This window comes from Paenibacillus sp. PvP094, assembly GCF_040546835.1.
Lineage (GTDB): Bacteria > Bacillota > Bacilli > Paenibacillales > Paenibacillaceae > Paenibacillus > Paenibacillus illinoisensis.
Map to the genome: position 1 here is coordinate 4,638,578 of NZ_JBEPOM010000001.1, position 25,849 is coordinate 4,664,426.

Consider the following 25,849-nt stretch of genomic DNA (forward strand, 5'->3'; position numbering starts at 1 on the left):
CGAATAACAATCAGCTTCGGTTCAGGGAGGGGCGGCAGATGCTAGATATGAAAAAGAAAAGGCCACCACTGCTGAGCGTAGAAGGGCTCAAGACATATTATCCCATCCGGCAGGGCATTTTCTCGCAGGTCACAGACTATGTCAAGGCGGTCGATGGTGTCAGCTTCTCGATTCGCGAAGGTGAGACGCTTGGTCTCGTCGGAGAATCGGGCTGTGGGAAGTCGAGTGTCGGTCGCACGCTGCTTCAACTTGAGACGCCTTATGACGGAAGGATCCTCTATGCGGGCCGGGAACTGGCAGAACTCGGCAAGAGGGAACTTCGCCGAATCCGGGCAAGCATGGGGATGGTTTTCCAAGACCCCTATTCCTCGCTCAATCCCCGAATGAGGATCAGTGATATTCTGGCAGAGCCTCTGCTGGCGCACCGACTTGAAAGTCGTTCGTCTGTTGGAGAACGGGTGGATCGCCTGCTCGAAACTGTCGGAATATCGACAGAAGACAAAAGTCGTTATCCTTATGAATTTTCCGGAGGACAGCGACAGCGAATTGGCATTGCGAGGGCTTTGTCCCTAAACCCCAGGTTTATCGTGTGCGACGAGCCCGTTTCAGCTCTCGACGTCTCGATCCAGGCCCAGATTCTGAATCTCCTGAAGAAGCTCCAGAAGGAGAAGGGGCTCGCATACCTGTTCATCGGACACGGCCTCGGCGCAGTCCGCTATATCAGCGATCGAATAGCTGTTATGTATCTAGGCAAGATTGTGGAGATTGCGAGCCGGGATAAGCTGTTCAGGGTGCCGAAGCATCCCTATACGAACGCCTTGTTAAGTGCGAATCCGGTAATCGATCCAAAGCTTCGTTCACACAAACGGATTATTATCCAAGGGGATGTTCCGAACCCAGTCCGCCTGCCAGGCGGCTGTCGCTTCCACACGCGGTGCCCGATCGCCAAAGCAATCTGTCGCGAATTCGAACCGGAGCTTAAAGGTCACGATCATGCCGTTGCCTGCTTTGCATTTAATTAACAGATAGCCTGTACTCAGTGTATTTGCTGTTTCCGTAGCCCAATGATGTAGAGTAGCCGAAATTAAGGAGAGAGGTGTTTGGCATGAATGAGAAGATCATTGAAGAAGTCACCGCGTATATCGAAGGCAAGAGAGATTTATTTATCGATGTAAGCGACTCGATCTGGGACTTCGCTGAAACGCGATTCGAAGAATTCGAGTCAGCGGATTTGCTCTGCAGGACGCTGGAACAGGAGGGGTTTTCAGTAGAGAAAGGCGTTGCCGGACTCGCCACCGGGTTTGTAGGCAGTTTCGGGAACGGTTCTCCGGTCATTGCTGTTCTTGGTGAGTTTGACGCGCTGGCAAGCCTTAGTCAGCAGGCGGGATCAGCAGTTTTCGATCCTCTTGTGCCGGGTGCGAATGGACACGGTTGCGGGCATAATCTGCTCGGAGCAGGCTCTCTGGCGGCTGCCTTTGCGGTGAAGGATTATCTGCAGGAACATGGTATGTCCGGCACGGTTCGATACTATGGCTGTCCGGCGGAAGAGAGTGGATCTGGCAAAGCCTACATGGCCAGAGCTGGATTGTTCCGGGATGTCGACGTCGCTTTCTGCTGGCATCCTGCCACGATGAACGTTGTCATGCATATGTCCTCTCTTGCTAATCTGCATGTGCACTTCAAGTTCACGGGCCGCAGCGCCCACGCGGCGGCCGCACCCCATCTCGGACGAAGCGCGCTGGATGCGGTCGAGCTGATGAATGTGGGAGTGAACTACTTGCGTGAGCATATGATTTCGGATGCGCGAATCCACTATGCCGTGACGAATACAGGAGGCTTTGCACCCAATGTTGTGCAGGCTGAAGCAGAAGTGAACTATTTGGTTAGGGCGCCGAAGTCCTCCCAGGTTGCGGAATTGTTTGAACGGGTTCTCGATGTTGCTCGTGGAGCGGCCCTGATGACGGGAACTACGATGTCATATCACTATGAAGGCGGGGCGTCCAATCTCATCCCGAATGCGGCTCTGGAAGGCAAAATGCACGAGTTCCTCACTGGGATTGAGCTTCCCGTTTATACTGAGGACGAATTGGCCTTTGCCCAAGAGATCTTTGCTATGATCCCTGAAGAGGATAAGACAAGTGCATCGCGACAGAGTGGAAAGAAGGTCCATGACATGCTCTCGGCCCGTCCTCTTGCGGGCTTCGTCGCTCCACTTATGGATACAATGCGCGTTATGCCAGCGTCAACGGACGTAGGAGATGTTAGCTGGAACGTGCCGACTGCACAATGCGGTACCGCGACCTGGGCTTATGCGACGCCGATCCATGCCTGGCAGACTGTTGCGCAAGGCAAGAGCAGCTATGCACACAAAGGCATGCTGCTCGCAGGCAAAGTGATGGCGTGTACTGCCATTGCAGCGCTGCTTGACCCTGCCCTCATTGAGCAGGCGAAGGCAGAGCTTGCGGAACGACTGGAAGGAGAGTCGTACGTTAGCCCGTTCCCTGATGACGTGATACCTCCGACTCTTTCCTTCTCTTCAAAAACGGCCGGAGCAGCATCTGAACAAACACCGGTGAAGGTGTAATTCCCAATCAACTGAATATAGCGAATGACGATGGCCGGGAGAGACCGCGGAAGCGAAATAAAGCTTCGGGGCACCGAAGGAGCAAGTCAGCGGCTGGCCAGCCGCTGGTTAAACTCTCAGGTAAACGTACCGCCATCCGACGCAACTCTGGAGAGAGCCAACAAGCCACCAAAGGGGTAATAACGGTCGAAGAGGGCCGTTTAAACTCTCAGGTACCCGGGACAGAGAACACGGCATGAGCCGGTTCACTGTCCCTTTTTTTATATATTATCCTAAGGAGGACATTTACTTGAGTTTATTAAACTATGATTCCGACATTTATGCTGCGATTGAACGAGAGCACGACAGACAATTAGAGACGCTGGAGCTGATTGCTTCCGAAAACATCGTGAGTCCGGAGGTCATGGAGGCGATGGGGACGGTCCTGACGAACAAGTACGCGGAAGGTTATCCGGGGAAAAGGTATTATGGAGGCTGTGAACATGTGGACGAAGTTGAGATTCTGTCGATGGAGAGGGCGAAATTGCTGTTCGGTGCCCAACATGCCAACGTTCAGCCCCATTCAGGTGCGCAAGCCAATACGGCCGTGCTGTTCCACTGGCTGAAGCCGGGCGACAAGCTGATGGGGATGAACCTTTCTCAGGGGGGTCATTTGACTCACGGAAGCCCGGTAAGCTTATCGGGCAAATGGTTCGAAGCAGTCTCCTATGGAGTGGATGAGCGATCTCATCTGATCGACTACGACCAAGTAGAGTCGGTGGCCCACAAGGAAAAGCCGGCCCTGATCATCGCCGGAGCCAGCGCTTATCCACGGATCATTGATTTTATAAAGTTCAAGGAGATTGCGGACAGAGTTGGTGCGAAATTCATGGTCGACATGGCACATATCGCTGGACTTGTGGCGGCAGGAGTGCATCCGTCTCCGGTTCCATATGCCGACGTTACAACAAGTACGACGCACAAAACGCTGCGCGGTCCGCGCGGTGGACTACTGTTGACGAACGACGAAGAAACGGCTAAAGGGCTGAACAAGTCGATTTTTCCGGGTATCCAAGGCGGTCCGCTCATGCATATTATTGCGGCCAAAGCCGTAAGCTTTCGAGAGGCACTGGAGCCGTCATTCCAAGCGTACGCGAAGAAGGTCGTCAGCAATGCTGGAACGCTTGCGGACACATTGATGGCAGAAGGTGCAACACTCGTCTCCGGAGGCACGGATAACCATTTGATGCTGATCGACGTTCGTCCGTGGGGACTCACGGGCAAAGAGGCCGAAAGATTGCTCGAGCATGTTGGCATTACAGTGAACAAAAACACGATTCCTGGAGAGACGACCAGTCCGTTCGTCACGAGCGGCATCCGTATCGGCACCCCGGCACTGACTACGAGAGGTATGGACGAAAAAGAAATGATAAGACTTGGACGCTGCATCGCAAGAGCCTTGAGACATCGAGACGACCCGGTAGTCATTGCCAAAGTAAGAGAGCAGACTGCTGAGCTTGCCGGGGCGTTTCCTCTCTTCTCGAGGGGGCAGCTTCAGAAAAAAATGTAGACCGAGAGGGTGCCGATGAATGAGTGAAGTCAAAGCTGGATTGGGTTATACGGTTGAGCATGAGTGGGTGGAGGTGCGGGGATCTAGCCTTGTTAGGATCGGTATTACGGATTATGCGCAAAGACAGCTTGGTGACATCGTATTTGTAGAAGTGGCGAAAGTGGGAACAACGCTTCAAGCGAACGAGACGGTGGGTACGATTGAATCGGTCAAAACAGTATCGGACTTATTCAGTCCAGTTAGCGGTACAGTTACGAGGGTTAACGATCAGTTACTGGACGCTTCTGAAAAAGTCAACGACGATCCCTACGGGCAAGGCTGGATCGTCGAGATAGAAATAGACAGCGATGCGGCTGAAGCAGTATCGCTTCTGCTGAATGCTGTCAATTATGCTGAACTTATTGGCACAAAGTCAGCGTGATGATAGTAACAGGATGTCGTCTCAGCTGCCTGGAAGTCATGAAGCAAGAATAGCATCCTCCTGGTAAAAATCAAATCGCTTAAGTAATTATCACCCGAATTATGAAGAAAGCGTACTGTGATTTAAGCGAATGACTGCCTGTGAAGTTTGCGGGCAGTCGTCACAACAACAGGGGCCGGCCAAGAATATACAATCATTTAAAGTCGCTATTAGCGGCTTTTTTTGCTTTTAAGGTATATTCGAATCCGCTTAAACTTGAAATTTCTATGTAATAAATAACTTTGACGTATGGTGGAAAATGCCTTGTTTAGTTGAACTGCAAAACAAAGTATTTAATCCAGTTTATCCCCCACATAATGAAAAGATTGAATATGCGTTTTGGTGAGTTCAATTACGTTATGGATAAACGCGTCCCGTGACTCACGAAATCCGCTTAAAATCCAATTGTTCAATAGTCCAAAAAAACCGTATGCAGTATAGTACTTGAAATACTCCATGTTGACAGGGGAGTTATTGATCGTTTCGAATACAAATTGCTCTTCATAAATTTTGAGCATGGTTTGCGGAAAGCCTGTATGCAGACCAGGTAACGTATCATCGTATTGGATTAATTCGAAGAAGTCACGGTGTTCATAAATATAATCCACGATTTGAAAAGATTCGACGTTAAGCTTGTTTGTGAGGACCTTTTGACCGTGCCAGTAGGGTTTACCTGTGGCTTTTCTCAACCCTTCAAGCTTCATGATCAATAACTCCTCGGCAAGAACGAATTTATCCTGGTAATGCAAATAAAAGGTGCTGCGATTGTAACCCGCTTGATCAACGATGTCTTTGACAGACACAGCATGGAAGCCTTTTTTCTTAATGAGCTGAATCAGAGCGGCTTTGAGATGTTCCTTGGTTCGATTACGATGTTGAGAAGTCACAGTAAGTTCATCATTCATTCAAAGAATCTCCTATAAATTTAGACATTTTTTAGAGAAGTGTCTAGAAGGTAGACACTTGGCTTTATCTTAATGATTGGATTGTTACAATTTTAAGCATACAATTAGTTTTGTAAACATCATATAGCACTATTGATATAGGCGCTATTCAAAATAGTATACTGGAGGATTTAGTCATGGGCAAACTACAAGACAAAGTAGCAGTCATCACAGGAGGAGCATCCGGAATTGGTGCAGCGACAGCTCGTCTATTCGTTTCCGAAGGAGCCAAAGTCGTCCTGGTGGACTTAAATGAAGAAAAAGGCAAAGCGTTTGAGCAGGAGCTGAAAGCGCTTAACGCGAAGGCTCTATTTATCAAAGCCAACATCACAAGCGAACAAGAGGTTGCTGAGATTTTCAAACAAACCGTCGAAGCTTTTGGCAAAGTGGACATCGTATTCAACAACGCAGGAATCGGACGTGTTCATCCGTCACACGAGCTGGACTATGCCGAGTGGCGTAATACGGTTAATGTCGACCTGGACGGAGTATTCCTGGTTGCGCGTGAATCCATTCGTGAAATGCTCAAAATCGGTGGAGGCACAATCGTTAACACGGCTTCCATGTATGGATGGGTTGGTTCACCTGGTTCTGCAGCCTACAATGCTGCCAAAGGCGGCGTTGTGAATTTGACTCGTTCGCTGGCGCTGGAATATGCAGAGAAAAACATTCGCGTCAACGCACTATGCCCAGGTTTTATCGATACACCGATTATTCCTGAAGAGAGCAAGCAGGCTCTTTCTGCTGCAACACCGATGAAACGTCTTGGTCAAGCGGAAGAGATGGCTAAAGCCGTTCTGTTCCTGGCCAGCGATGATTCGTCTTACATGACAGGAAACAGCCTGATCGTGGATGGTGGATACACTGCTCAATAAGAGTGGGTGACTTCTGAATAGTGGATTATTGAAGATGAAGCTGTACGTGAATGAAATTCAGTGATAATTCACATCATAGAAAAGTAGTATCACTCTAATTTCCTGAGGAGGAGATCTTTTATGGCTCGCCAGAAGAAAAGGCAGGAAGCTGCTTGGAAGTCACGAAAGCAAGAACAGCATCCTCATGGTAAAATCAGATCGCTTAAAGAAATATCGAGCGAATATGACGAGAAGAATACTACAGTATAAATGTAAGACTGCCGGCGACAATGCTGGCAGTCTTCTCAATTCGCATATTAAACTCTGAAGATGACAAATGCTTGGCGCAGCAAGCGAGCATTATCATATTCAAGAAACGGATTTATTCAAAGTCGCAAACGAGCGGCTTTTTTTGTTTTATGGATCAATCTCAATTTCACCAGAGAAAATCTAAATTAGTAGGTAGAGGAGCAGAAGATAAAATCTAGAGGATTGGTAAAAATGGATGCGTGCACTATATTGGTATGGGTAATAGTCTATTGTAGGCAACATAAGCAAGTTTTGGTGCGTTTGGCATGTTGAACACATATTCTATCCAGAGCAATAGGTCAGGTTTGAGAGGAGCGTTGTTATGAAAAATCGCTATCCCTTCCGGCTAAACATTCCGATTTTTATCATGGTCGTCATGATTTCCGCTTGTACAGGTGAGACAGAACCTGTCGCCACCCCGGAAACGGCTGCTCCAGAAGCTGAAGCCGTATCGCCACCTTCATCAGAACAGGGACAGGAAGAATCCGTTGAAGCGAATCGCCCGGAGACGGAGAGTTTTGAACTAATGACCGCTGAAGGTAATCAATCCATGGAGGCGGTCCTGCATCAGGGTGAAGGATTTTCCTTGTATGTCTTTGAAAAGTTTGCCTTCGATGAGACAGCAGGTCGCTTGTCGTTAAGAAGTAATCCCGATTATTATGTGGACATTGAACCGCTGCCCTCCGATTACGATGTGACTCAGCTTGAAGCCGAAGGCAAGGAGGAGCTCAGCACAGTTGGTGAGGTATCTGATTATAGTGGTGAACTAGTTGAACATCCTCTAGGTTTCGCGGAACTCTATCTTCAAGCTTCCGGAGAGGAAGGAATAAGTGATTATATGGTATGGAAGTCTGAAGCGGGAGATGTTTTTCTGTTCCGGCTTCATAATCCAAAAGGGGAAGAAACCCCCGATTTTGCCGGACCCGTTCTAGTTTCCCTGGCAACCGTACAAAGTGATAAGTAATGTTGAATTTCTTTTATATGCCCAAATACTGTTGATTCTCATAGAAAGTCACTAGTATAGTGGCTTTCTTTGTTGTGTTATAACGAAGTTCTTTCCCCGTGTTGAGTGCAGAAATGTGTGCCTATTGCCGTAAGGATTTCATCAGTTTGCGGACAAACCATATGAATAAAAGAATGACTAAGAGCAGAATGATGATTCCAGGAAAACCAATACTACTAAACATGATACCCCTCCAATATTATCCATGAATTACTTTGGTTCATTATAACATAGGAAATAGATTGATCATTTCAAGCTTCAGATCCAACTCACAGATGTTTCGGAATTTTACGTTCACCATTACATATTTGAAAATAAGTGCGCTCTTATGAGAAACATCAAAGCTTGATTATTGGGGAATTTTAATGGGTGAAACAGCATTAACACAGGGTTTTTCGGGTACCCCTGGTGCGTCCTGTAATGGCCATATGAATGAAATGTCCTCCAGATTGTACATTCACCGTAACACAGCGGCATACCGGCTGGACAAACCAGGGAGGATCAAGGGCATTCCGCTCAAGGACCCGGAAAACCTGCTGCTGCTAAATCTGGTTTTCCTGTTCCGCAGGCTGCTCGAAGCAGAGGTGGGGGAGCTTTCCGGTAATTGCCTCCTAACTCTGGACTTACAGAAGCCGTTATCGCACATCTTAATTCCGAATTAAAAACACAGTCTGCACTTCGCATGCAGGCTGTGCTTGATTTATAACCTCTTCTTCATGATATTCGTCTGAAATGGGCGACGTAAGGGAGGTACTATTGTTGGAAAGTAAGCTGGAGGATATCTCTAACTCATGATTAAGCCAGTTCTAGGGCGAGTTGCTCTAAACCAATGCAAACATAATATGAAGATAATGACTATATCAACAGCATCTCCACCATAGTACATGAGCATGCCTCCAACCCTGGCTTGATCCAAAGGTACACCAGTAGGCGGGTGTGCATAGATCAGCTTGGACAACATGCCATGACCTGCTAAAGAAATCACTAGTATGATGGAGCGGTACAAAAAGGAGAGCCGGTGGGGCATGGGGTCTATGTAAATAATGGACATGGTAAACAGATAACCTGCTGCGAATATGTGGAAATGAACAACGAGATACAGAAGTGTATTCTCATGCATGAGTGAGTATACGTTTGTAGTGTATAGTATCCAGAGTCCTCCAATATTAAGGAGCGAAGTGATCATAGGGTGAGTCAATATCCGGGACGGCCAACTTCGCAGAAGACGTGTAAGACGCCTGGCTAATGGTGTGCTTAGCGATTTCAGCAGAAGAGTCATCGGTGCGGACAACACCATAAGCAGTGGTGCAAGCATACCCAAAAGTAAATGACTGAACATGTGGGCCACGAAATCAGTATGGGCCAGATCTGCAAGAGGTCCCGCAACGGCCATAACCGCCAAAAGAGTGCCAATGGACCAGAGAACAGTCCGGTATATTGGCCAGGATTTCTTACGAATGGAACGGACTGCAGCATAAATATACATCCCAAACGCGAGTGCAAAAGGTAGTGCCAGAATCAGCTCAGGTACCATCCCCGCCATATGATCCAGCTCAGTTCCATGGTGATCATGAATGTGAGTATTAATGTTCATAGGAGTGAGCCTTTCCTGAGAATGGTCTGCTTCTTGTGCGATACATAAGACTGAGCCCCGTCAGGAACATTAGAGCAGCAAGGACGTTCCATACCAGGTCATAGAGAATAACATTTTCCACATAACGAATTTGATGAATTCCCATGAGTTTGTGTTGAATGAGTCCATCATACAACTGGAAGCTACCCGCTCCAAAAAGAAGGCCTCCCCACCATCTCGTAAGCCAAAATGCGTTTCGTCTTCGAAGATCTGCATACATAAACAATCCTCCGATGGTAGCGAACCAACTAAAAGCGTGAAAAAGACCATCTGAAATCAGACCAACCTCTGTGGTCGCCTTGTCATAAAAATGATGCCAGTGCAGCAGCTGATGGAAAACGGTCTCATCGATAAAGGCAACCAAACCAATGCCGAAGAGAATCCCAGACCATAGGTTACGATTCGAATAAACGAAGCGATTCATTATATTCGGGTCCGAATTTTCGTTTTCAGCTTTGCTCGGCATGATAATTCACCTCCACCCAAAAAAATACTTTATTATCCAATATACCCATATGAATGAATTGTACTCAGTTTTAAAACAAACCAGTATGAAAATGCCCGAATGAACATTTAGACCGCTAATACAGCGGCTTTTTTTGTTTTAAAGAGTAAGTTCTTGTCTCTGTCTCGGGCGAACTTGGATCAGAAGGCTTCCTTTTAAAAGGACTCTAAAAGTTAGGGCGAGGATAGTTCCATTAGATGTATAATCATGGCAGTAAATAGGTATGTATTGATGTCGAAATTCGGTGTCTAACAAAGATAATCTTTTAAAATAAGGGCGGAGGCGGTATATGATGAAAGAAGCCATTTATTTAATTACAGGAGTTATGGCCTCTGGAAAGTCAACGGTATCGGAGCTGCTGGCTTCCAAGCTGGGAAAAGGTGTTCATCTACGTGGGGATATATTCCGTCGCATGATTAGTTCAGGACGCGAAGAAATGTCCGCTGAACCTTCCGAAGAAGCTGTCCGTCAATTATATTTACGTTACCGGTTAGCTGCGAATGCCGCAAAGACCTATTATGACTATGGATTTTCTGTTGTTTTGCAAGATAATTACTATGGAGGGGCACTACCCTATATGATGGAGCAGCTTAAAGATTACCCGCTTCAGGTGGTTGTGCTGTGTCCAAATGTTGAGGTGGTAAAAGAGCGAGAAAAAGGAAGGGGAAAAGTCGGGTATACCGGATTTACGGTAGAAAATTTGTATTCGGATTTTTTGAAGGAAACACCGAAAATCGGATTTTGGCTGGACAGTTCGGAGCAGTCACCAGAGCAATCGGTGAAAGATATTTTACTGCACTTCGGCGAAAATGAATCCATTTAATATTATCGACATATGACTTGTTTTCAACTCAAGGTTGTGTGCAGGTTTAAGGCCCACGTATGCTGCTTAATAACAGCATACGTGGGCCTTTTGGTTGTATTGCTGCATGCTTGCATGAAGCAATAAAGGTTGTTCATTGGCATTCAACAAAGCAAGGGAAGTGAATAAAGGGGCTGTTCATGCCTGAGCAAAGGATGGAAAAACGCAGCAGCAGAAATTGATTCTGGGAAGCTAATGGTTTGAAGAGACTAATCTGCTAAAGATAATTTACACATTAATGTTATCGAAGGAAGGTATAATCCAGGTTTTTGGATTATTTAGGGCTGCGACATCGAGTCATACATAGAAGGTGAGCTGATAAGTTCTCACACCCGCTTGTTATAGACTCTCATTGCAAGAATATATGCGACCAGCAGGACCCCGACACACCATGCCAAAGCAACCCATATCTCATTGCCTACCGGTTGATCTAAGAGCAGCGCACGGATCGCTTCGACAATGGAGGTTACTGGTTGGTTTTCGGCAAAGACACGAACAACCGTAGGCATCGATTCAGTTGGTACAAATGCAGAGCTGATAAAAGGAAGGAATATAATGGGGTAGGAGAAGGCACTTGCGCCATCCACGGATTTTGCGGACAGTCCTGCTATCGCAGCGACCCAGGTTAATGCCAGTGTAAATAAAGTGAGTATGCCTGCTACGCCAAGCCATGAGAGGATACCGGCTGGTGAACGAAAACCCATGATGAGTGCAACCAAAATAATGACGGCTACGGAAATGGCGTTAGAAACCAGCGAGGTCAGGACATGCCCCCATAACAAGGTGGAACGTGAAATCGGCATGGAGTGAAACCGTTCAAATATGCCCCGCTGAACATCGATAAACAGGCGGTACGCCGTGTAGGATATTCCGCTGGCGATTGCTATGAGCAGTATACCGGGCAATAGATAATTGACATAGTTGTCCGTCCCGGTTTGAATCGCACCGCCAAACACATAGACGAACAGCAGCATGAAGGCAATCGGCATGATTGTAACCGTAATAACGGTGTCCATGCTGCGAAGAATATGGCGCAACGAACGTCCCAGCATTACGCTCATATCACTGAAAAAATGTTTTTTTACCGTTTCCATTTAATTGGCCTCCTTTTTGCCGATGACTGCGAGGAATATATCTTCAAGTGTAGGCTGCTTTTCGACGTACTCCACTTTTGCAGATGGAATCAACTTCTTCAGATCGGAGAGCGTGCCGCTGGCGATAATTCTGCCCTCATGGAGAATGGCTATTCGGTCAGCAAGCTGCTCAGCTTCCTCCAGATACTGTGTAGTCAGAAATACTGTCGTACCGCCATCCGACAGCTCTTTAACAATCTTCCATACCTCAATGCGTGCTTCGGGGTCCAGCCCGGTTGTTGGCTCGTCGAGAAAAATGATCTGTGGTTTTCCCACGAGGCTTAGAGCAATGTCGAGTCTGCGACGCATCCCGCCCGAATACGTCGATACCCTGCGGTCCGCAGCATCCGTCAGACCAAAGCGTTGAAGCAAGTCTTCTGCAATCTGACGCGGATTGTGAAGATATCGCAGTTTGGCAATCATGATCAGATTTTCCCGTCCGGTTAAAATTTCGTCCACCGAGGCAAATTGACCGGTCAGGCTGATCGCCTGCCGTACATGGTCAGGATTGGTTGCAACATCGAATCCGTTCACGGTCGCAGTTCCACTGTCTTTTTGAAGCAGTGTGGCGAGAATTTTGACAACGGTTGTTTTGCCAGCACCATTGGAACCGAGCAGGGCGAAGATGCTGCCCTTTTCCACTTCGAAATCCACGCCCTTAAGGACGTGCAGCTGTTTGTAGGATTTTTGCAGGCCAATCACTTGAATGGACTTGTTTTGCACAGGATCTCCTCCTTAGATAACCGTAACTTTGGACACATTGGCTTCCATACCTTTGAGAGCAGCATAAGTGAGTTTATCCATCATTGCACCGTCAAAGCAGACGGTCTTGATCACCCGATAATACTTGTTGGACCATGAAGACGTTGGAAAGGATACGTTTTTGAGTGTAGCGTTTTGAAATGAAACTTCGTTCAATGCCACCTTGTCAAACTTGACCCCGGTAAAGGTTTGCCCATCAAAACGCTGCCCGCTCAGATCGGAGGACTTGAACTCCACACCGTCAAAGATACAGTTATGGAAAATAGCCTTTCTAAGATCAGTTAAGGAGAACGCAACGTCAGTCAGTCTGACATTTGTGAATTTGGCCCCGTCCATACCCGACTTGCTGAAGTTCGTGCGTACAAGAACGGATTGACTGAAGCTTGCATTTGCTAGGTCCAGTGTAGAGAGGGTGCAGTCCGTCAGATTGGCGCGGTCAAAATTGGCATCCCGGACATCGCTGCTAATAAAAGAACTACCAGTCAAATCTGCATCCCTGAAATTGGAGCCTCGCAGCGCACTGGACTTGAATTGTCCTTTATGCGCGGTAACACCAGCAAAATCGCTCGTTGACAGGTTACTTGCGTTAAAGTTTGTCACTACCTGCCGTTCCAGTGAACGGGAGAGGTTGGCAACCTCCTGCACGGTCTGTTCAATATCGCCGATGCTTTCAATGGTCATCTCAAAAGCAGTTTCATCATCTTTGCCCTCAGCCTTGAGGTCACGGAACCTTTCTTGCAAATCGGAGTGCAGGTCTGCTTTTAATTCGGTGACACTTTTTACCTCATCGTACGGTGCAAAGACTCCGTTCAAATAGTGAGTGAGCTTTTCATTCATAACCTCAACACTCCTTATAATAAGTTTTCAAGCACACGTTTCGCGTACTCCCAGTTTTCTTTGTTGCTGGCATGTGTTGCTTTGCCCTTTTCGGTAATCCTGAAATACTTACGGCGTCCACCTTGAGATTCATCGCCCCAATACCATTCGATATCACCCTCCGCTTCAAGTCGCCGAACGCTGGAGTACATGGTAGCTTCTTTTAATTCGTACTCACCGCCTGAGCGCTCGGCAATCATTTTGACAATCTCGTACCCATATCTGTCAGCTTCGGATAAGAGCCGTAAAATCATTGTATCGGTATGGCCGCGTAGTAGGTCGGATGTAATTTTGTTTTGGCTCATGTAATCACCTCGCAATTGTATAATACGTCATATTACTGTGACTGTCAAGGTAGTATTATAATCAAATTACCTTGAGTGAAAAATTGTACGTTTATCCCATCATGTTATTCAATCGTTCCTTTTCGTTATAGAAATTATCCCGACATGGATTGGTGCACGGGCTGAGAGTAGAGAGAGCGTGATAAACATGAAAAAACCTCTCTTGACGTTCATGTGGTCATGACGATAGGAGAGGTTGGTTTTTCACTTGTTATTGAGTAATGAAATGATAAGAGATGAATCAAAAGATGAGTCGGTTTAGCCGACGGGACTTAACGTAAGCAACCGTTTCAGATTGTCATCAATAAATTTGTTATCGGCAGGGTTAATCCCACGACCGGCGAAATGTCCCCAAATCGAATGAATCGGCTGATAGTCAGCATTAGGAATAAGGCCAGCCTCGTACTCGTTGTCTTCCGCCGTGCAGAAGAGATCCGTGCTACCTGGCATAATGCAGGCGAGCGCTTTAATACTGCTTAGCGCATGCTCGAAATTTCCGTTATAGAGGGGATTATCACTAATATCAGCATGTTGGCCTGTCCATGACATGGCGAGAACATTGTGCGGATCCATAGTCATGAAGACTTCTTCCCAGAAGCCTGCCATAAAATCTGTTAATGAGTCGAAACCAAGCTCACGGTAGAGTTTCCTTCTATAGAAAGCCTGTGAAAATCCCCATCCCGCGTAAACCCGGCCAGCCCCGCGCATGTCTGCAGTGGTCAAATGATTGAGTTGATTCGAATCAAATTGCACGGCTGACAGGAGGGGGGCACATACTCCTTCCATGACCGCAAACGTGTGAGGCCATGTTTTGGCCACGCCGGCAAAAGGCGCGATTCGCTCCACCATATCGGGATAACTTGCCCCCCACTGGAATGCTTGAATACCTCCCATGGACCACCCTACGACGAGTGCAATCTTTTGAATGCCGAATAGTTCGGTAACCAGCCGATGTTGCAGAACAACATTGTCATAGATGGTTACCTTCGGAAAGTTCGCACGGTCGTATGGAGGAGGCGTGTTACTGGGAGACGAGGACAATCCGTTACCTAACAGATTCGGAACGATGATAAAATATTTTTCCGGATCGAGTGCCATGCCATTTCCGATTAACCATTCATTTTGTACATGCTGGTCGCCAAAAGCCGTTGGATAAACGACAACATTATCTTTCTCCTCATTCAATTTACCGTAAGTCTTGTAAGCAAGAAAAGCATTTGGTAACGTCACGCCCGATTGCAAGGTTACATCACCCAAATTAAAAATGTCGTAGTCCATGATTTAATCTCTCCCTTCAAATATAACCAATCCTTAAGTGTGTTTCTTGTACTCAGTATAGGACCGTGGTACTCTCAATAAAAGTGATTAAAAATTAATATAGTGTTCAATATTATTGATAGTAAGAGGAGGATAAGCGGATGGAATTACGCCAATTGAATATGTTTCGCACAGTCGCATCGACCCTGAATTTCAGCCGGGCAGCTGAAGCCATGGGTTATGTACCTTCGAATGTCACAATGCAGATCAAGGCTTTGGAAGATGAGCTCGGTGTTCGGCTCTTTGACCGCTTGGGCAAGCAGCTTGTTCTCACGGGAGCGGGAGAACGCTTCTTAAATCATATTCAGAGTGCTCTCGATAAACTGGATGAAGCTCGAAGCGCCGTTCATGACGATGAACAATTAAGTGGAACCTTAACGATCAGTGCCAATGAGGTTCTATGTGCCTACCGGCTTCCAGTGGTCTTTCGTCTTTTCCGCTCACGGCATCCGGGAGTTCGCCTGATCTTCCGCTCTGTTCCCAACCAACAACTGAAGCAAACGCTTTTTGAGGGGACCGCAGATGTGGTCTTTATGTTGGATGAACCCATCCTCTCTACAGGACTTGCAGTGGAACCGTTGGTGGAAGAGACATTCCGTTTCTACGCTGCGCCGGATCACCCACTTGCGCAGCATACGGTATTAAAGCTTGAAGATTTTCACGGTCAAGTGTTCCTGACCAATGAGAAGGGCTGTACATATCGAACCATGTTTGACCGGGCATTTGAGAAAAAGGGGATTGATACCATTACACATTTGGAATTTCAAAATGCCGAAGCGATTAAGCAATGTGCCATGGCTGGAATAGGTATTGCGTTCCTGCCGGAATTAACAACGGAAGCCGAAGTAGATCGGGGTGAACTTATCGTTCTTCCTTGGAAAATTGCTGACTTGCACGTGTATACACAAATGTTATGGCATAAGGACAAGTGGCTTTCACCCATGTTGTTATCTTTTCTGGAAGCAGCAAGGGAGGTCATTGCGAAGGAGGAAGGGTTTGATCATTTTTAAAGCTAAGGTGATCCGTAAGCGCTGAACGACGGATTAAGGAATGACGGACAGATGTTGAAATCTTCAATGAGAAAGAAGGATCAACGTCTGTCCGATAACCATAATGGGAATGACATCAAAAGGTTAAGTTAGTAATTATAATGGCACATCTACCGCATAACGATCGCGTAGAATGGACAGATGGTGCAGTTCATGTCCAACCAGAACATAAGCAATGGATCGAGCTGAAGCAGGATTATCACTAACAATTCCTCTACGCAGCCAGGCTTCCGGCGAGATGTGACGAAGCATGAGCAGGGTGGAGCGGCGTGCGGCCGCATATTCTTCGTTTAGATCGGCCACGGTGTAAGCATCGAATGGATGACTTTGCATAAGGACATCCTGATCGTAACCGGGATGATTTGCTTGGTCGCCTCTGGCGATGCGAAGCAATCGGCTGCTCATAATACGTTCATTATCCGTCAGGTGGCCAATGATCTCTTTTACGCTCCATTTGCCTTCAGCATAACGGTAATTCGCTTGCTCCTCAGTCAATGAGGACAGAACGGATTGTACGATATTGGATTGCTGCTCCAACCGTTCGATGATATTCCCTTCGGGAACCAGTTTTATGTATCCTTCATAATAAGCTGCATACTCCTCTGTCGTTGGTCTTTCAAGCATGGTAGCGCCTCCTTTGGATTTCTAGCTCTGGATTTAATTGTAGTATATGCTTGGACATATTCTCAACCTTTCAATGGCAGGAAGCTGCTCCTTTATGGTGTTAATATTTAATAGGGTGAATTAATTCTAGAGCAGAATCCGGACGAAATGAACCTTGCTTTCTTCACGAATAAGGTCCTCGCTTGTTGTTAAAGAACCTTTTGTGTGTTATCTTTCGGCCGCCTTACATATTGACAAGTTGATAGAGCAGCTTCGTGTTTCACATCCGTTTCACGTTATCGTCTTACATTCAAACATGTGATGGTATAATAGAAAGGTCGCTAAATACGTTGCTGTGTTGACCACAGTGGTAGCGAGATCGCTAACAGGAGTTTATTTCAATAAAGGAATGATATTACATGACAGATTCGCTGAGACAAGATATCCGGGATCGATTAGCCCAAAAGGATTACCATTGCGAGAAAGAGTATACGTTATCGATTCTTAGCGGCAAATGGAAAGTGGTTATTTTATGGCATTTGGGAGTGGAAGGCCCTCATCGGTTTAGCGATTTACAAAAGCTCTTTCCTAAAATTTCACATAAAATGTTGACAAGCCAGCTGCGTGAGCTAATTGAGGATGGCATAGTTCATAGAGAAGTCTATCCGGATGTCCCTCCCAAGGTTGAATATTCGATGACAGAAGTAGGAATGAGCATACTGCCCATCGTTGAAATGATGTATACTTGGGGTCTGAATCGGCTAAGTCAGCTTAAGGAAGAAATCAAGTAAATGGATGTGGCAGTTACCGTTTGGTAACCACCGCACCAAAAAGTGCATGCTTTTCATTTAAAGTAAGGGCAGTTAGAATGGAATAGAAGTTGAGAACGATTGTTTTTAACGCTAGGTTTTAATTCAATTTAACTTATCTAAGATTCAAAGGAGCGAACAATAATATGCAGTCCATAGCAGGGAAAGTAGCATTAATTACAGGAGCGGGTCGCGGGATTGGTCGCGCGATTGCCATTGCATTTGCACAAGAGGGCATCCACGTAGGCCTTGTAGGCCGTACGCTTGAGAATTTGCAAAAGGTCAAGGAAGAACTTAAACCGTACAATGTGAACGTAGCGATTGCTGCAGCTGATGTGGCCGATCTGGATTCCATTACAGCAGCAGTAGAGTCTGTACGGGGAGAGCTCGGAGCGATCGATATTCTAATCAACAATGCGGGTATTGGCAAATTCGGCGGATTCATGGAGTTAACACCGGAAGAATGGACCAATATCATTGATGTCAATGTGAAGGGTGTATATTACACGACCCGTGCGGTATTGCCAGAGATGATGGAGCGCAACGCAGGTGATATCATTAACATTTCATCTACGGCTGGACAAAAAGGGGCGCCGCTTACGAGCGCGTATACTGCATCTAAAGCGGCTGTGAATGGACTCACCGAGTCCTTGATGCTTGAAGTACGCAAGAAAAACATTCGTGTCACGGCTCTGACTCCTAGTACCGTTGCTACGGATATGGCAGTCGAGCTCAAGTTGACGGACGGCAATCCGGACAAGGTGATGCAGCCTGAAGATCTTGCAGACCTGATTGTGGCACAACTGAAGCTGCACCCACGCGTATTGCTGAAGCATGCGGGTCTATGGTCAACAAATCCGTAAATGGATAGAAGCAAAAGTACATTGTAAAAATTAAAAATGTACACTAGGAATATACAAAAATAAGTCGCTGCTTAAGCGGCTTATTTTTGTTTTTGCAACGTTCTGGCCTAGTCACACAAATACCCGATAATATTTTCTACTGTACAAGGTGTTCCAGTTCAGGCTGCAGTTTATTCCGCAGAATAAACATCATGGCCGCACCAACGAGGAAAGCAACAGCATCCGCAATAACAAGTGACCAGACCACGCCATGGAAGCCGTTCATATGACTCGCAATGAAAAGCACAGGAATCAATGTAACTCCTTGAATAATGGACATAACAAAAGCAGCGGTTCCTTGGGCAGTTGCCTGGAAAATGCCTGTGAACAGCGTCGTCATTCCTGAGATGAACAGGGACAGAAATGTCACATGCAGAATATAGCTTCCCATTTCAATGAGCTGCGGATCACTCGTGAATAGTCCGATTAAATGATCAGAGATCAGATAAACGATGATGCCGAACCCGGCGGCTAGAACGAGAATGCTTTTAATCGTAAATCCAATGGTTTGTTTCATACGCAGCTTGTTTGCCGTAAACGTGAAAGCAATTAATGGCACAACTCCTTCACATAACCCCATTAGAATAAATTCAGGAAACTGCAGCAAACGTGATGCTATTCCGTATCCCGCTACAGCCTGATCCCCATAGTCGGCAAGAAAATGGTTCAAGAAAAGCGACATGGCCCCCAGGAAGATACTCATGATAAAGACAGGAACACCAATTTTGAATACATTGCTCAGGATGTCTTTGCTTGCCTTGAACCATTTGGCAGAAATGGTTAGTAAACGGCTTTTATACCCCATATGAAAGGCGTAGAATGCACTCGCAACCAGGTTGGAGATCACGGTAGCAGAGGCTACACCAATAACGCCCCAGTGAAAGACGTAGATGACTACCGCATCAAGTATGATATTAACGACAACACTGAGGATCATGCCGACCATCGACGTGATGGCCGCTCCTTCGGAACGTACGATATTTTCCAGTGTGAAAAACAGGATTACAAATGGCGAGCCAATCAGCATAACGGTGACATAGTCTTTTGTGAAACCAAATGATTCTGTTGTTGCACCAAGACCATGAACGATGGGATCGATCAACGGAAGACCGATGGCCATGACCAGCAAACCGAGAGCTAAACTGCTGTAGAACGCAAAGGAAGACACATGTTTTATGTCATCATATTTCTGCTCGCCCAGCAAACGAGAAATAAAGGTGCCACTCCCTATGCCAATCAAGTTACCTAACGCCATGATGGCGGCAAACAAAGGCAAGGTTAGGGCAAGAGCGGTTAACATCGCAGTATTGCCCAGCGTACCGAGAAAATAGGCGTTCAAGATGGAGTATATAACGTTCATTGACGTGCCGAGCATCATGGGGATGGCAAAGTGAGCTACGGCTTTGGTGATTGGTGCTTTTTCGAAATAATGGAGGTTTTCTGCATCCATGTGGGTCACTACCTTCTTATTGTAATTTAGTATTGCTGACAATCTAACAGTGTTAGTTTGTGCCTTACAGTGTAAGATGATATCATGAGTGTATGAACCTGTAAAGTAAAACTTACACTGTTAGATAAAGGGCGGATATAAATGAAAAAACAACAGCCACAAATTTCGGAAGATAAAATATTGGAAGCCTCGTGGGAACTTCTGGGGGAAGAGGGCATCGAGAAATTCAGCATGAGACGATTAGCCGATCGTTTGGGGATTCAGGCACCATCTATTTACTGGTATTTCAAGAGCAAGCAGAATCTCTATCAACGTCTGGCTAACCAGATATCGAAAATCATTCTGGAGGATTTCAATTCGGAGGGGAATTGGAAAGAGCAGTTGGAGGAATTAGCCAAAACCATTCGAAGTGTGTTGAGTCGTTACCCCTGCTCGACGCAGCTCATGATGATGACGCTGCCCCATGAACCTGACATGATCCGATTCACCAACCGTATGTTGCTTTGCGTCGAATCGACCCCACTTGAGCAAGAGCAGAAATTGCAAGCCGTTATAACGCTTACAAACTATGTGTTCTATTTCGTTTTGGATGATTATCAACATCAGCGTAATATCACCGTGATGCTGGAGGATGAGGGAGTGGCTCCGGGCGGGCAGATGAACGAACTTCTGGACTCCATGACTGAGGCAGAAGCGGGACTATTCCGAGGAATGTACAAAAGCGGACTTTTTGAGGTAATGGGGACCGATCAGGCTTTTGAATTTGGTTTGAAGTTGATTCTGATGGGGATTGAGCAGGTTATCAAGGAGCATGAGAAGTAAATCGATATTCACTGCTCATCTGGGGATGAAGTTGCCCCGGCAGACCTCACGATGCGCTGCGCATAACGTGCAACGAAATAGAGACAGTCTATATTAGAGAAGTGACTGCCAAGGTACATTTCCTTGTTGGATTGTAAACTGAAAAAGCTGATGCGGGTGATAAGACCGTATCAGCTTTTTTTATGTTGAACGCCCATAATTCGACTCTTTAATGAGTGTCTGCAACCAATCGTCAACAGTAGTATCCCATTTCAACCTTACCGTTTAATGCCCTTTTCGTGGACAAATTTCTTCAGTACCGAAAAATCCTCTGTCACCTTCTTAAAAGGCAAAGTTTCCAGCACCTGTTCCCGGTAATTCTTCCTGGCTGCTGCGCTAAGACGAGAGTCAAGGATGCTGAGCACGCCAAGGTCCGTTTCGCTGCGAATCAATCGTCCCGTTCCTTGCCGTAAACGAAGAAGCATGTCCGGTACAAACACGTCCATGAACGAATTGTCCGATAAAGTGGCCTTATACTCATAGATGGGATCGGACGGAACAGGGAAGGGCAGACGAAAAACAATGACTTGTGACAGGTCAGGACCCTCGATATTTACACCTTCCCAGAAAACGCCTGTACTAAGCAGCACACCTTTACTTCCCCGGAATTCAGCGATTACCCCATCTTGGGAAGATCCCTCCTTCTGAACATGTACCGCCCATGGATATTGACTCTTATCTGAGATCAACTTCTGATGAACATACTTCATGTCTTCCTTGGCAGAAAAAAGGACTAATGTTCTACCTTGGGTTAGATTACAGAGTTGAATCATTTCGTGGTAGGCTGCTTCAAGATACAGCTCGCGCTGATCGTAATGATAGGTTGGAACCTTGTTCGAGATGTACATCATGGCATGGTTCGTGTAATCAAATGGAGAGGGTTTGCGGTCCATATAATCGCCCCTGTAACCAAGCGATTGTGTTAAATAAGAATATTGTTCCTCCAGCGTATCTCCGCCTTGACACATCGTGGCCGACGTAAGAATTACAGACGTCTTACCGTTAAATAACGTATGTTTCAGAAACTGGCTTATATCTTTGGGACAGATGCTGATCGTGGTTGCCCGAAGTGTCCTACTTGCCCAACTAAGATGATTTTCCTCTGTGTTAGCCAAGACATCCATAAGAGATATAAGCCCGTTCATAGCTTCATAAACTTCGTCAATCTCCCGCTCGTTGCGTGAGGTCAGAACCGATAAGCGAAGACTAAGGTCCTTCAAATGTTGGGAGACTTGGCGAAATGGTATGACTTGCATCTCAGAAATCTGGATACGGTCACTATCCTGTTTGGCCTCTCGGAGCAGGTCAGCGTCGATTTGTTTGAAAATATGCTGAGCACATCTTTTGATAAATTTGGATTGGGAAAGGAGAGTCTTGTCCATAGACTGCTTCATGAGCAATTGCACCGTGTCGTCCAGTGTACGGCAGATGCCTCTTAATGTGAACTCCAGCGTCCTTGCGTCTCTAACTTTGGCCTCCAGATTATGAGCTTCATCAATAATGATTAGAGCTGGTCTTTCTGTAATGATGCCCCGTGTTCCTTCTTTTTTCTTCATCAGATCCCGGATAAGCAGGTCCTGATTCACAATTATAAAATCAATCTCGCTTGGCCTTGCATTAATTTTGGCTCGCATTTCGTAAAACATGCATCCATTTTTATGATGACATCGTTCGAATTGGCAATCATTTACGGACACGTTAGACCATTCGGTATCACTAATTCCACCTTGGATGTCTGCTCTTTCATCAATTTCATAATTGATTACTCGCTGAGCAAGGGTGGACAAGGGGGAATTGGGATCATCTGGCTTGAACAACTCCGCAGCCCTGTTTCGGCAAGCATACTGGCCCATGCCTTTCCCTACGACAGAGCGAACTGTAGTGAAGCCGAGCCGGCTGCCGATGACGCGAAGATCCTTATGTATCTGTTCCGAAAGCTGAATGGAGGATGTGGCGATAATAATGGGCTGTTGTGAAACCTGATTAATGAGCAGACTGGGGATGAGATATCCAAAAGACTTCCCGATACCCACGCCAGCTTCAATCATGGCATTACGCCCGTTAACATAGGCATCCGTTATATCCAGAGACATATCCTGCTGCCCAATCCGCTCGCGAAGACCCATTCGGGGAAAACGGTCATACACCCGAAAGATGCCTTCCACAAGCGAGCGTTCGAGGTCCTTTTTCGGTTTGCGTTTCTGTGATTTAGAGAGTTCATTTAACCAGTTCAAAACAATCACCTCACTTCCCAATGTAAAATCTTCCTCTTCGTCTATTTTTAGTGAAACCCTAATTATCTTAGATGAGTCATTTACAGTCAAGTGTACATAAGCGATGATTAAGTCCATGGCTATAAAACGCAACTAAACGGATATCAATAGCGTCTATTTATCTTACATAGAACAGCAACAGGAGTGAAACAAATGCAGCTAAAAATGATAGGCATATTCGGCGCCGTTCTCGGCTCTATGCTCATATGGGCGGGAAATGCAGCAGCGGAAGAGCGCTTTAACGACCTACAATATTCGAAGTGGGCAGAAGACGGTATTGAGTACATGGCGAAGCGGGGAACCGTCGCAGGGTACGGAGATGGGAAATTTAAACCCGCAGGGCTTGTCACAAGGGCCCAAGCTGTCACCTTCCTGGTGCGGGAGCTATATCCGGAACAGCTTGAGAAGCCCGCTGAAGGTACGACTTACTCGGATGTTCCAAAGACACACGCCTTTAATAAAGAAATTGCGATAGCTTCTAAAAATGGACTTGCCAGCGGATTCCCGGACGGCTCCTTCCGTCCGGATGCACCGCTAAACCGCGCTGAAACTGCAGCTTTCTTAACACGCGCATATTCTCTATCGGAAGGCAAGCAAACCGCCAATTGGTCCGATACGGAAAATCATTGGGCAGCAGCGCCCATTCTCGTCATGAGCTCCAATGGTTTGGTCGGCGGATATTCAGATGGCACCTATCGTCCGAATCAAACGGTTACGCGAGCAGAATATGCCGTATTTATGTCACGATTAATTCAGTTTGAACGCCAGGCAGCCATTCAGGCACAGGATTGGGACAAGCTCATTTCTTATATGACCGTGAGTGAGCAGGTCGGTCAGATGCTTATGCCTGACATTCGGCAGTGGAATGGTAAAGTGACCACGACCGTTAATGAAGGGTTGAAAAGCAGTATCGATAATCAGGATCTGGGCGGATTAATCCTGTTCGATAAAAATATTGTAGACACTCGGCAGGTCACAACATTTACGCACAATCTTCAAATGGAAGCAGGGGACATTCCGATGTTTCTTGGCATTGACCAGGAGGGAGGCGTTATTAAGCGAATCCCTGGCGGCACCAATTTGCCGGGTCAAATGGCTCTAGGCGCAACCGGAGATTCGGCCCTGGCCGAAGCGGCCGGACAACTGACAGGAGAAGAGCTGAAAGCACTGGGGCTGAACATCAACTTTGCGCCAGTACTCGATATTAACAGCAATCCGGACAATCCGATCATCGGTATGCGTTCATTCAGTTCAGATGCAGATTTGGTTACCAGACTTGGTCTCGCAACGATAACAGGGCTGCATCAATCGGGCGTGGTTGCGGCAGTTAAACATTTTCCAGGACACGGGGACACGATGGTGGACTCCCATCTCGGATTGCCGGTCCTGACGCATAACCGCGAGCGGCTCGATGCGGTGGAGCTGAAACCTTTTCAGGCGGCAATCGAAAACGGGGTGGAGATGATCATGACTGCACACATTGCTTTTCCTGCCATAGACAGCGAACAGGTCACATCGCTTAAAGACGGACAACGCGTGCCTGTTCCTGCCACGTTATCCAAAAAGGTATTGAATGGTCTGCTTCGGGAAGAGCTGGGATATGAGGGGATCATCATTTCAGATGCGTTCACTATGGATGGGATAGCGGAGCATTTTGGCGAAGACCAAGCGGTAGAACGGGCGGTCAACGCAGGTGTGGATATCATCCTAATGCCGCAGGATTCTGCTGCTGCTCATCAAACACTGGTGAACGCGGTGAAGAACGGAACGATTCCGATGGAAACCATCCATGCTTCAGTCGAGCGTATTTTGGAGCTGAAAGCGAAGTATGGCTTGTTTGAACGCAGTGAAAGCCTTACGTCTAAGCTAGCCGGGCTTAACAATGTTATCGGTTCACAGGGACATCGCGAGGTGGAGCGGGAAATTGCAGAGCGAGCCGTGACCCTGTTGGCCAGCCGTGACGGTATGCATCCGGATTCATTCCAACGAGGAGATCGGGTCGTAATTGTTGCAGTGGAAGAAGAGCAAGCCAAGCAGCTTGAGAGACAGTTGAAGCAGGTTTCAAATAACCTGTCGTTAAAGACGGAAATTGCCCTAATTGGACAAGCACAAACGAAAGATACGGTTGCCAAAGCCGATTATGTCATCCTGGCTTCCTACCAGTTCCGTAACGTAGCCAGCCAATTTGGATGGAGCGCTTATCAAGCCTTAATCAATGAGATGAACACTCGAAATCAACGCTACACGCTGTTGTCACTCGGCAACCCTTATGAAACGATATATCTGAAGAACATTCGCTCAGGACTTGCTGTTTATGGCAAACAGGAGCCCAATACAGAAGCCGGAATCAACGTGCTGCTTGGCCATCAAGAAGCTACCGGCAAGTTGCCAGTGAAAACGAATTAAAACATATTGAAAATATTCAAAAAAATAATCAAAAGACGGATTCCAGCATACGGAGTCCGTCTTTTGATTTTAATCTTTGGATTCACCAGTGGAAAAAATTAATTGATATTTTTGTAATAAACCAAATGGTCCGTCCATTCATCATATTCGTGTATGAAGCATTGCGAAGAAGAAAAGTGGACTACATAGCTGTTTTATCGTGTTTGGATAATAATGACATTGACATATGTGTCATTTTCCAAAATAATAGAATGTAATTGAATACTGGTACCTTTAATTCAGTCCAGAGAGGCTGGCAAGGGCAGCGGATTTTTATAATCACGCGTGAAATAGGGCATATTCCGTTCAGGGATGCTCTGCG

General features: G+C 46.5%; 25 protein-coding genes and 2 riboswitches. Of the genes, 14 read left to right on the plus strand and 11 right to left on the minus strand.

The features are described 5' to 3' along the window. Positions 1-38: 38 nt before the first annotated feature. The 4 genes from ABIC22_RS21385 to gcvH all read left to right on the plus strand — a co-directional run bounded on the left by ABIC22_RS21385 (position 39) and on the right by gcvH (position 4,554). The gene (locus ABIC22_RS21385; RefSeq protein WP_354483595.1) at positions 39-1,022 is read left to right on the plus strand and encodes an ABC transporter ATP-binding protein; all 984 of its coding nucleotides are present in this window, start codon (positions 39-41) and stop codon (positions 1,020-1,022) included. 83 nt (positions 1,023-1,105) lie between these two features. Continuing rightward, positions 1,106-2,584 (plus strand): M20 family metallopeptidase, encoded by a 1,479-nt coding sequence (locus tag ABIC22_RS21390; RefSeq protein ID WP_354483597.1) that lies wholly within the window; start codon positions 1,106-1,108, stop codon positions 2,582-2,584. Positions 2,585-2,608: 24 nt separating this feature from the next. Beyond that, positions 2,609-2,726, plus strand: a riboswitch (glycine riboswitch). A 3-nt stretch (positions 2,727-2,729) separates the two neighbouring features. Next, positions 2,730-2,811: riboswitch (glycine riboswitch) on the plus strand. A 62-nt stretch (positions 2,812-2,873) separates the two neighbouring features. Beyond that, on the plus strand, positions 2,874-4,133 hold the full coding sequence (locus ABIC22_RS21395) for a serine hydroxymethyltransferase (RefSeq protein ID WP_354483599.1): 1,260 nt from the start codon (positions 2,874-2,876) through the stop codon (positions 4,131-4,133). Between the two features lie 19 nt (positions 4,134-4,152). Then, the gene (gcvH, locus tag ABIC22_RS21400) at positions 4,153-4,554 is read left to right on the plus strand and encodes a glycine cleavage system protein GcvH (protein WP_127536767.1); all 402 of its coding nucleotides are present in this window, start codon (positions 4,153-4,155) and stop codon (positions 4,552-4,554) included. Positions 4,555-4,886: 332 nt separating this feature from the next. On the opposite strand, the gene ABIC22_RS21405 is transcribed toward gcvH, so the two are convergent. Continuing rightward, positions 4,887-5,498: a TetR/AcrR family transcriptional regulator gene (locus ABIC22_RS21405; RefSeq protein ID WP_354483601.1), complete on the minus strand. Its 612-nt coding sequence runs from the start codon at positions 5,496-5,498 to the stop codon at positions 4,887-4,889. Positions 5,499-5,674: 176 nt separating this feature from the next. Between ABIC22_RS21405 and ABIC22_RS21410 the strand changes: the two genes are divergently transcribed. The 4 genes from ABIC22_RS21410 to ABIC22_RS21425 all read left to right on the plus strand — a co-directional run bounded on the left by ABIC22_RS21410 (position 5,675) and on the right by ABIC22_RS21425 (position 8,365). After that, positions 5,675-6,412, plus strand: a complete 738-nt coding sequence (locus tag ABIC22_RS21410; protein ID WP_154893857.1) for an SDR family NAD(P)-dependent oxidoreductase — start codon at positions 5,675-5,677, stop codon at positions 6,410-6,412. 120 nt (positions 6,413-6,532) lie between these two features. After that, complete coding sequence (locus ABIC22_RS21415) at positions 6,533-6,661, plus strand: DUF6254 family protein (protein ID WP_222592015.1); 129 nt, start codon at positions 6,533-6,535, stop codon at positions 6,659-6,661. A gap of 361 nt (positions 6,662-7,022) precedes the next feature. Then, positions 7,023-7,664, plus strand: coding sequence for a hypothetical protein (locus ABIC22_RS21420; RefSeq protein ID WP_354483604.1), 642 nt, complete (start codon positions 7,023-7,025; stop codon positions 7,662-7,664). 404 nt (positions 7,665-8,068) lie between these two features. Beyond that, complete coding sequence (locus tag ABIC22_RS21425; protein ID WP_354483606.1) at positions 8,069-8,365, plus strand: helix-turn-helix domain-containing protein; 297 nt, start codon at positions 8,069-8,071, stop codon at positions 8,363-8,365. Positions 8,366-8,487: 122 nt separating this feature from the next. Here ABIC22_RS21425 and ABIC22_RS21430 read toward each other — a convergent pair whose 3' ends face one another. Both ABIC22_RS21430 and ABIC22_RS21435 read right to left on the minus strand, forming a co-directional pair. Continuing rightward, on the minus strand, positions 8,488-9,297 hold the full coding sequence (locus tag ABIC22_RS21430; RefSeq protein ID WP_354483608.1) for a cytochrome c oxidase assembly protein: 810 nt from the start codon (positions 9,295-9,297) through the stop codon (positions 8,488-8,490). Continuing rightward, on the minus strand, positions 9,287-9,802 hold the full coding sequence (locus ABIC22_RS21435; RefSeq protein ID WP_483312556.1) for a DUF2243 domain-containing protein: 516 nt from the start codon (positions 9,800-9,802) through the stop codon (positions 9,287-9,289). The genes ABIC22_RS21430 and ABIC22_RS21435 overlap by 11 nt, the downstream gene beginning before the upstream one ends. A 328-nt stretch (positions 9,803-10,130) precedes the next feature. Here ABIC22_RS21435 and ABIC22_RS21440 point away from each other — a divergent pair, with 328 nt between their 5' ends. Further along, on the plus strand, positions 10,131-10,664 hold the full coding sequence (locus ABIC22_RS21440) for an AAA family ATPase (protein WP_483312557.1): 534 nt from the start codon (positions 10,131-10,133) through the stop codon (positions 10,662-10,664). Positions 10,665-11,029: 365 nt separating this feature from the next. Here ABIC22_RS21440 and ABIC22_RS21445 read toward each other — a convergent pair whose 3' ends face one another. The 5 genes from ABIC22_RS21445 to ABIC22_RS21465 all read right to left on the minus strand — a co-directional run bounded on the left by ABIC22_RS21445 (position 11,030) and on the right by ABIC22_RS21465 (position 15,096). After that, positions 11,030-11,797: an ABC transporter permease gene (locus tag ABIC22_RS21445; protein WP_354483609.1), complete on the minus strand. Its 768-nt coding sequence runs from the start codon at positions 11,795-11,797 to the stop codon at positions 11,030-11,032. Then, positions 11,798-12,559 carry an ABC transporter ATP-binding protein gene (locus tag ABIC22_RS21450; RefSeq protein ID WP_127536775.1) on the minus strand — a complete coding sequence of 254 codons (762 nt, stop codon included), beginning with the start codon at positions 12,557-12,559 and terminating at the stop codon, positions 11,798-11,800. A 12-nt stretch (positions 12,560-12,571) separates the two neighbouring features. Beyond that, positions 12,572-13,435 carry a pentapeptide repeat-containing protein gene (locus ABIC22_RS21455; RefSeq protein ID WP_127536776.1) on the minus strand — a complete coding sequence of 288 codons (864 nt, stop codon included), beginning with the start codon at positions 13,433-13,435 and terminating at the stop codon, positions 12,572-12,574. A gap of 14 nt (positions 13,436-13,449) precedes the next feature. After that, positions 13,450-13,779 (minus strand): PadR family transcriptional regulator, encoded by a 330-nt coding sequence (locus tag ABIC22_RS21460; RefSeq protein WP_095286527.1) that lies wholly within the window; start codon positions 13,777-13,779, stop codon positions 13,450-13,452. 297 nt (positions 13,780-14,076) lie between these two features. Further along, complete coding sequence (locus ABIC22_RS21465) at positions 14,077-15,096, minus strand: alpha/beta fold hydrolase (RefSeq protein WP_354483612.1); 1,020 nt, start codon at positions 15,094-15,096, stop codon at positions 14,077-14,079. A 140-nt stretch (positions 15,097-15,236) separates the two neighbouring features. On the opposite strand from ABIC22_RS21465, the gene ABIC22_RS21470 reads away from it, so the two are divergent. Then, positions 15,237-16,145, plus strand: coding sequence for a LysR family transcriptional regulator (locus ABIC22_RS21470; protein WP_354483614.1), 909 nt, complete (start codon positions 15,237-15,239; stop codon positions 16,143-16,145). A 135-nt stretch (positions 16,146-16,280) separates the two neighbouring features. Here ABIC22_RS21470 and ABIC22_RS21475 read toward each other — a convergent pair whose 3' ends face one another. Further along, positions 16,281-16,808, minus strand: a complete 528-nt coding sequence (locus tag ABIC22_RS21475; protein ID WP_354483616.1) for a DinB family protein — start codon at positions 16,806-16,808, stop codon at positions 16,281-16,283. Positions 16,809-17,206: 398 nt separating this feature from the next. Between ABIC22_RS21475 and ABIC22_RS21480 the strand changes: the two genes are divergently transcribed. Both ABIC22_RS21480 and ABIC22_RS21485 read left to right on the plus strand, forming a co-directional pair. Further along, positions 17,207-17,578, plus strand: a complete 372-nt coding sequence (locus ABIC22_RS21480; protein ID WP_127536781.1) for a winged helix-turn-helix transcriptional regulator — start codon at positions 17,207-17,209, stop codon at positions 17,576-17,578. Between the two features lie 164 nt (positions 17,579-17,742). Beyond that, positions 17,743-18,459, plus strand: coding sequence for a 3-ketoacyl-ACP reductase (locus tag ABIC22_RS21485; RefSeq protein ID WP_127536782.1), 717 nt, complete (start codon positions 17,743-17,745; stop codon positions 18,457-18,459). A 136-nt stretch (positions 18,460-18,595) separates the two neighbouring features. Here the strand turns inward: ABIC22_RS21485 and ABIC22_RS21490 are convergent, their stop codons facing one another. Continuing rightward, positions 18,596-19,948, minus strand: coding sequence for an MATE family efflux transporter (locus ABIC22_RS21490; RefSeq protein ID WP_354483618.1), 1,353 nt, complete (start codon positions 19,946-19,948; stop codon positions 18,596-18,598). 141 nt (positions 19,949-20,089) lie between these two features. On the opposite strand from ABIC22_RS21490, the gene ABIC22_RS21495 reads away from it, so the two are divergent. Beyond that, positions 20,090-20,770, plus strand: coding sequence for a TetR/AcrR family transcriptional regulator (locus tag ABIC22_RS21495; RefSeq protein ID WP_354483620.1), 681 nt, complete (start codon positions 20,090-20,092; stop codon positions 20,768-20,770). A gap of 257 nt (positions 20,771-21,027) precedes the next feature. Here ABIC22_RS21495 and ABIC22_RS21500 read toward each other — a convergent pair whose 3' ends face one another. Next, entirely contained in the window at positions 21,028-23,052 is a 2,025-nt protein-coding gene (locus tag ABIC22_RS21500) for an ATP-dependent DNA helicase (protein ID WP_483312598.1), read from the minus strand. A gap of 183 nt (positions 23,053-23,235) precedes the next feature. On the opposite strand from ABIC22_RS21500, the gene ABIC22_RS21505 reads away from it, so the two are divergent. Beyond that, positions 23,236-25,488 (plus strand): glycoside hydrolase family 3 N-terminal domain-containing protein, encoded by a 2,253-nt coding sequence (locus ABIC22_RS21505; protein ID WP_354483624.1) that lies wholly within the window; start codon positions 23,236-23,238, stop codon positions 25,486-25,488. Positions 25,489-25,849: the final 361 nt, after the last annotated feature.

Coding starts and splice junctions, on each gene's coding strand:
- ABIC22_RS21385 (WP_354483595.1), top strand. CDS start 39: ATGCTAGATATGAAAAAGAAAAGGCCACCACTGCTGAGCGTAGAAGGG.
- ABIC22_RS21390 (WP_354483597.1), top strand. CDS start 1,106: ATGAATGAGAAGATCATTGAAGAAGTCACCGCGTATATCGAAGGCAAG.
- gcvH (WP_127536767.1), top strand. CDS start 4,153: ATGAGTGAAGTCAAAGCTGGATTGGGTTATACGGTTGAGCATGAGTGG.
- ABIC22_RS21405 (WP_354483601.1), bottom strand. CDS start 5,498: ATGAATGATGAACTTACTGTGACTTCTCAACATCGTAATCGAACCAAG.
- ABIC22_RS21410 (WP_154893857.1), top strand. CDS start 5,675: ATGGGCAAACTACAAGACAAAGTAGCAGTCATCACAGGAGGAGCATCC.
- ABIC22_RS21415 (WP_222592015.1), top strand. CDS start 6,533: ATGGCTCGCCAGAAGAAAAGGCAGGAAGCTGCTTGGAAGTCACGAAAG.
- ABIC22_RS21420 (WP_354483604.1), top strand. CDS start 7,023: ATGAAAAATCGCTATCCCTTCCGGCTAAACATTCCGATTTTTATCATG.
- ABIC22_RS21425 (WP_354483606.1), top strand. CDS start 8,069: ATGGGTGAAACAGCATTAACACAGGGTTTTTCGGGTACCCCTGGTGCG.
- ABIC22_RS21430 (WP_354483608.1), bottom strand. CDS start 9,297: ATGAACATTAATACTCACATTCATGATCACCATGGAACTGAGCTGGAT.
- ABIC22_RS21435 (WP_483312556.1), bottom strand. CDS start 9,802: ATGCCGAGCAAAGCTGAAAACGAAAATTCGGACCCGAATATAATGAAT.
- ABIC22_RS21440 (WP_483312557.1), top strand. CDS start 10,131: ATGATGAAAGAAGCCATTTATTTAATTACAGGAGTTATGGCCTCTGGA.
- ABIC22_RS21445 (WP_354483609.1), bottom strand. CDS start 11,797: ATGGAAACGGTAAAAAAACATTTTTTCAGTGATATGAGCGTAATGCTG.
- ABIC22_RS21455 (WP_127536776.1), bottom strand. CDS start 13,435: ATGAATGAAAAGCTCACTCACTATTTGAACGGAGTCTTTGCACCGTAC.
- ABIC22_RS21460 (WP_095286527.1), bottom strand. CDS start 13,779: ATGAGCCAAAACAAAATTACATCCGACCTACTACGCGGCCATACCGAT.
- ABIC22_RS21465 (WP_354483612.1), bottom strand. CDS start 15,096: ATGGACTACGACATTTTTAATTTGGGTGATGTAACCTTGCAATCGGGC.
- ABIC22_RS21470 (WP_354483614.1), top strand. CDS start 15,237: ATGGAATTACGCCAATTGAATATGTTTCGCACAGTCGCATCGACCCTG.
- ABIC22_RS21475 (WP_354483616.1), bottom strand. CDS start 16,808: ATGCTTGAAAGACCAACGACAGAGGAGTATGCAGCTTATTATGAAGGA.
- ABIC22_RS21480 (WP_127536781.1), top strand. CDS start 17,207: ATGACAGATTCGCTGAGACAAGATATCCGGGATCGATTAGCCCAAAAG.
- ABIC22_RS21485 (WP_127536782.1), top strand. CDS start 17,743: ATGCAGTCCATAGCAGGGAAAGTAGCATTAATTACAGGAGCGGGTCGC.
- ABIC22_RS21490 (WP_354483618.1), bottom strand. CDS start 19,948: ATGGATGCAGAAAACCTCCATTATTTCGAAAAAGCACCAATCACCAAA.
- ABIC22_RS21495 (WP_354483620.1), top strand. CDS start 20,090: ATGAAAAAACAACAGCCACAAATTTCGGAAGATAAAATATTGGAAGCC.
- ABIC22_RS21505 (WP_354483624.1), top strand. CDS start 23,236: ATGCAGCTAAAAATGATAGGCATATTCGGCGCCGTTCTCGGCTCTATG.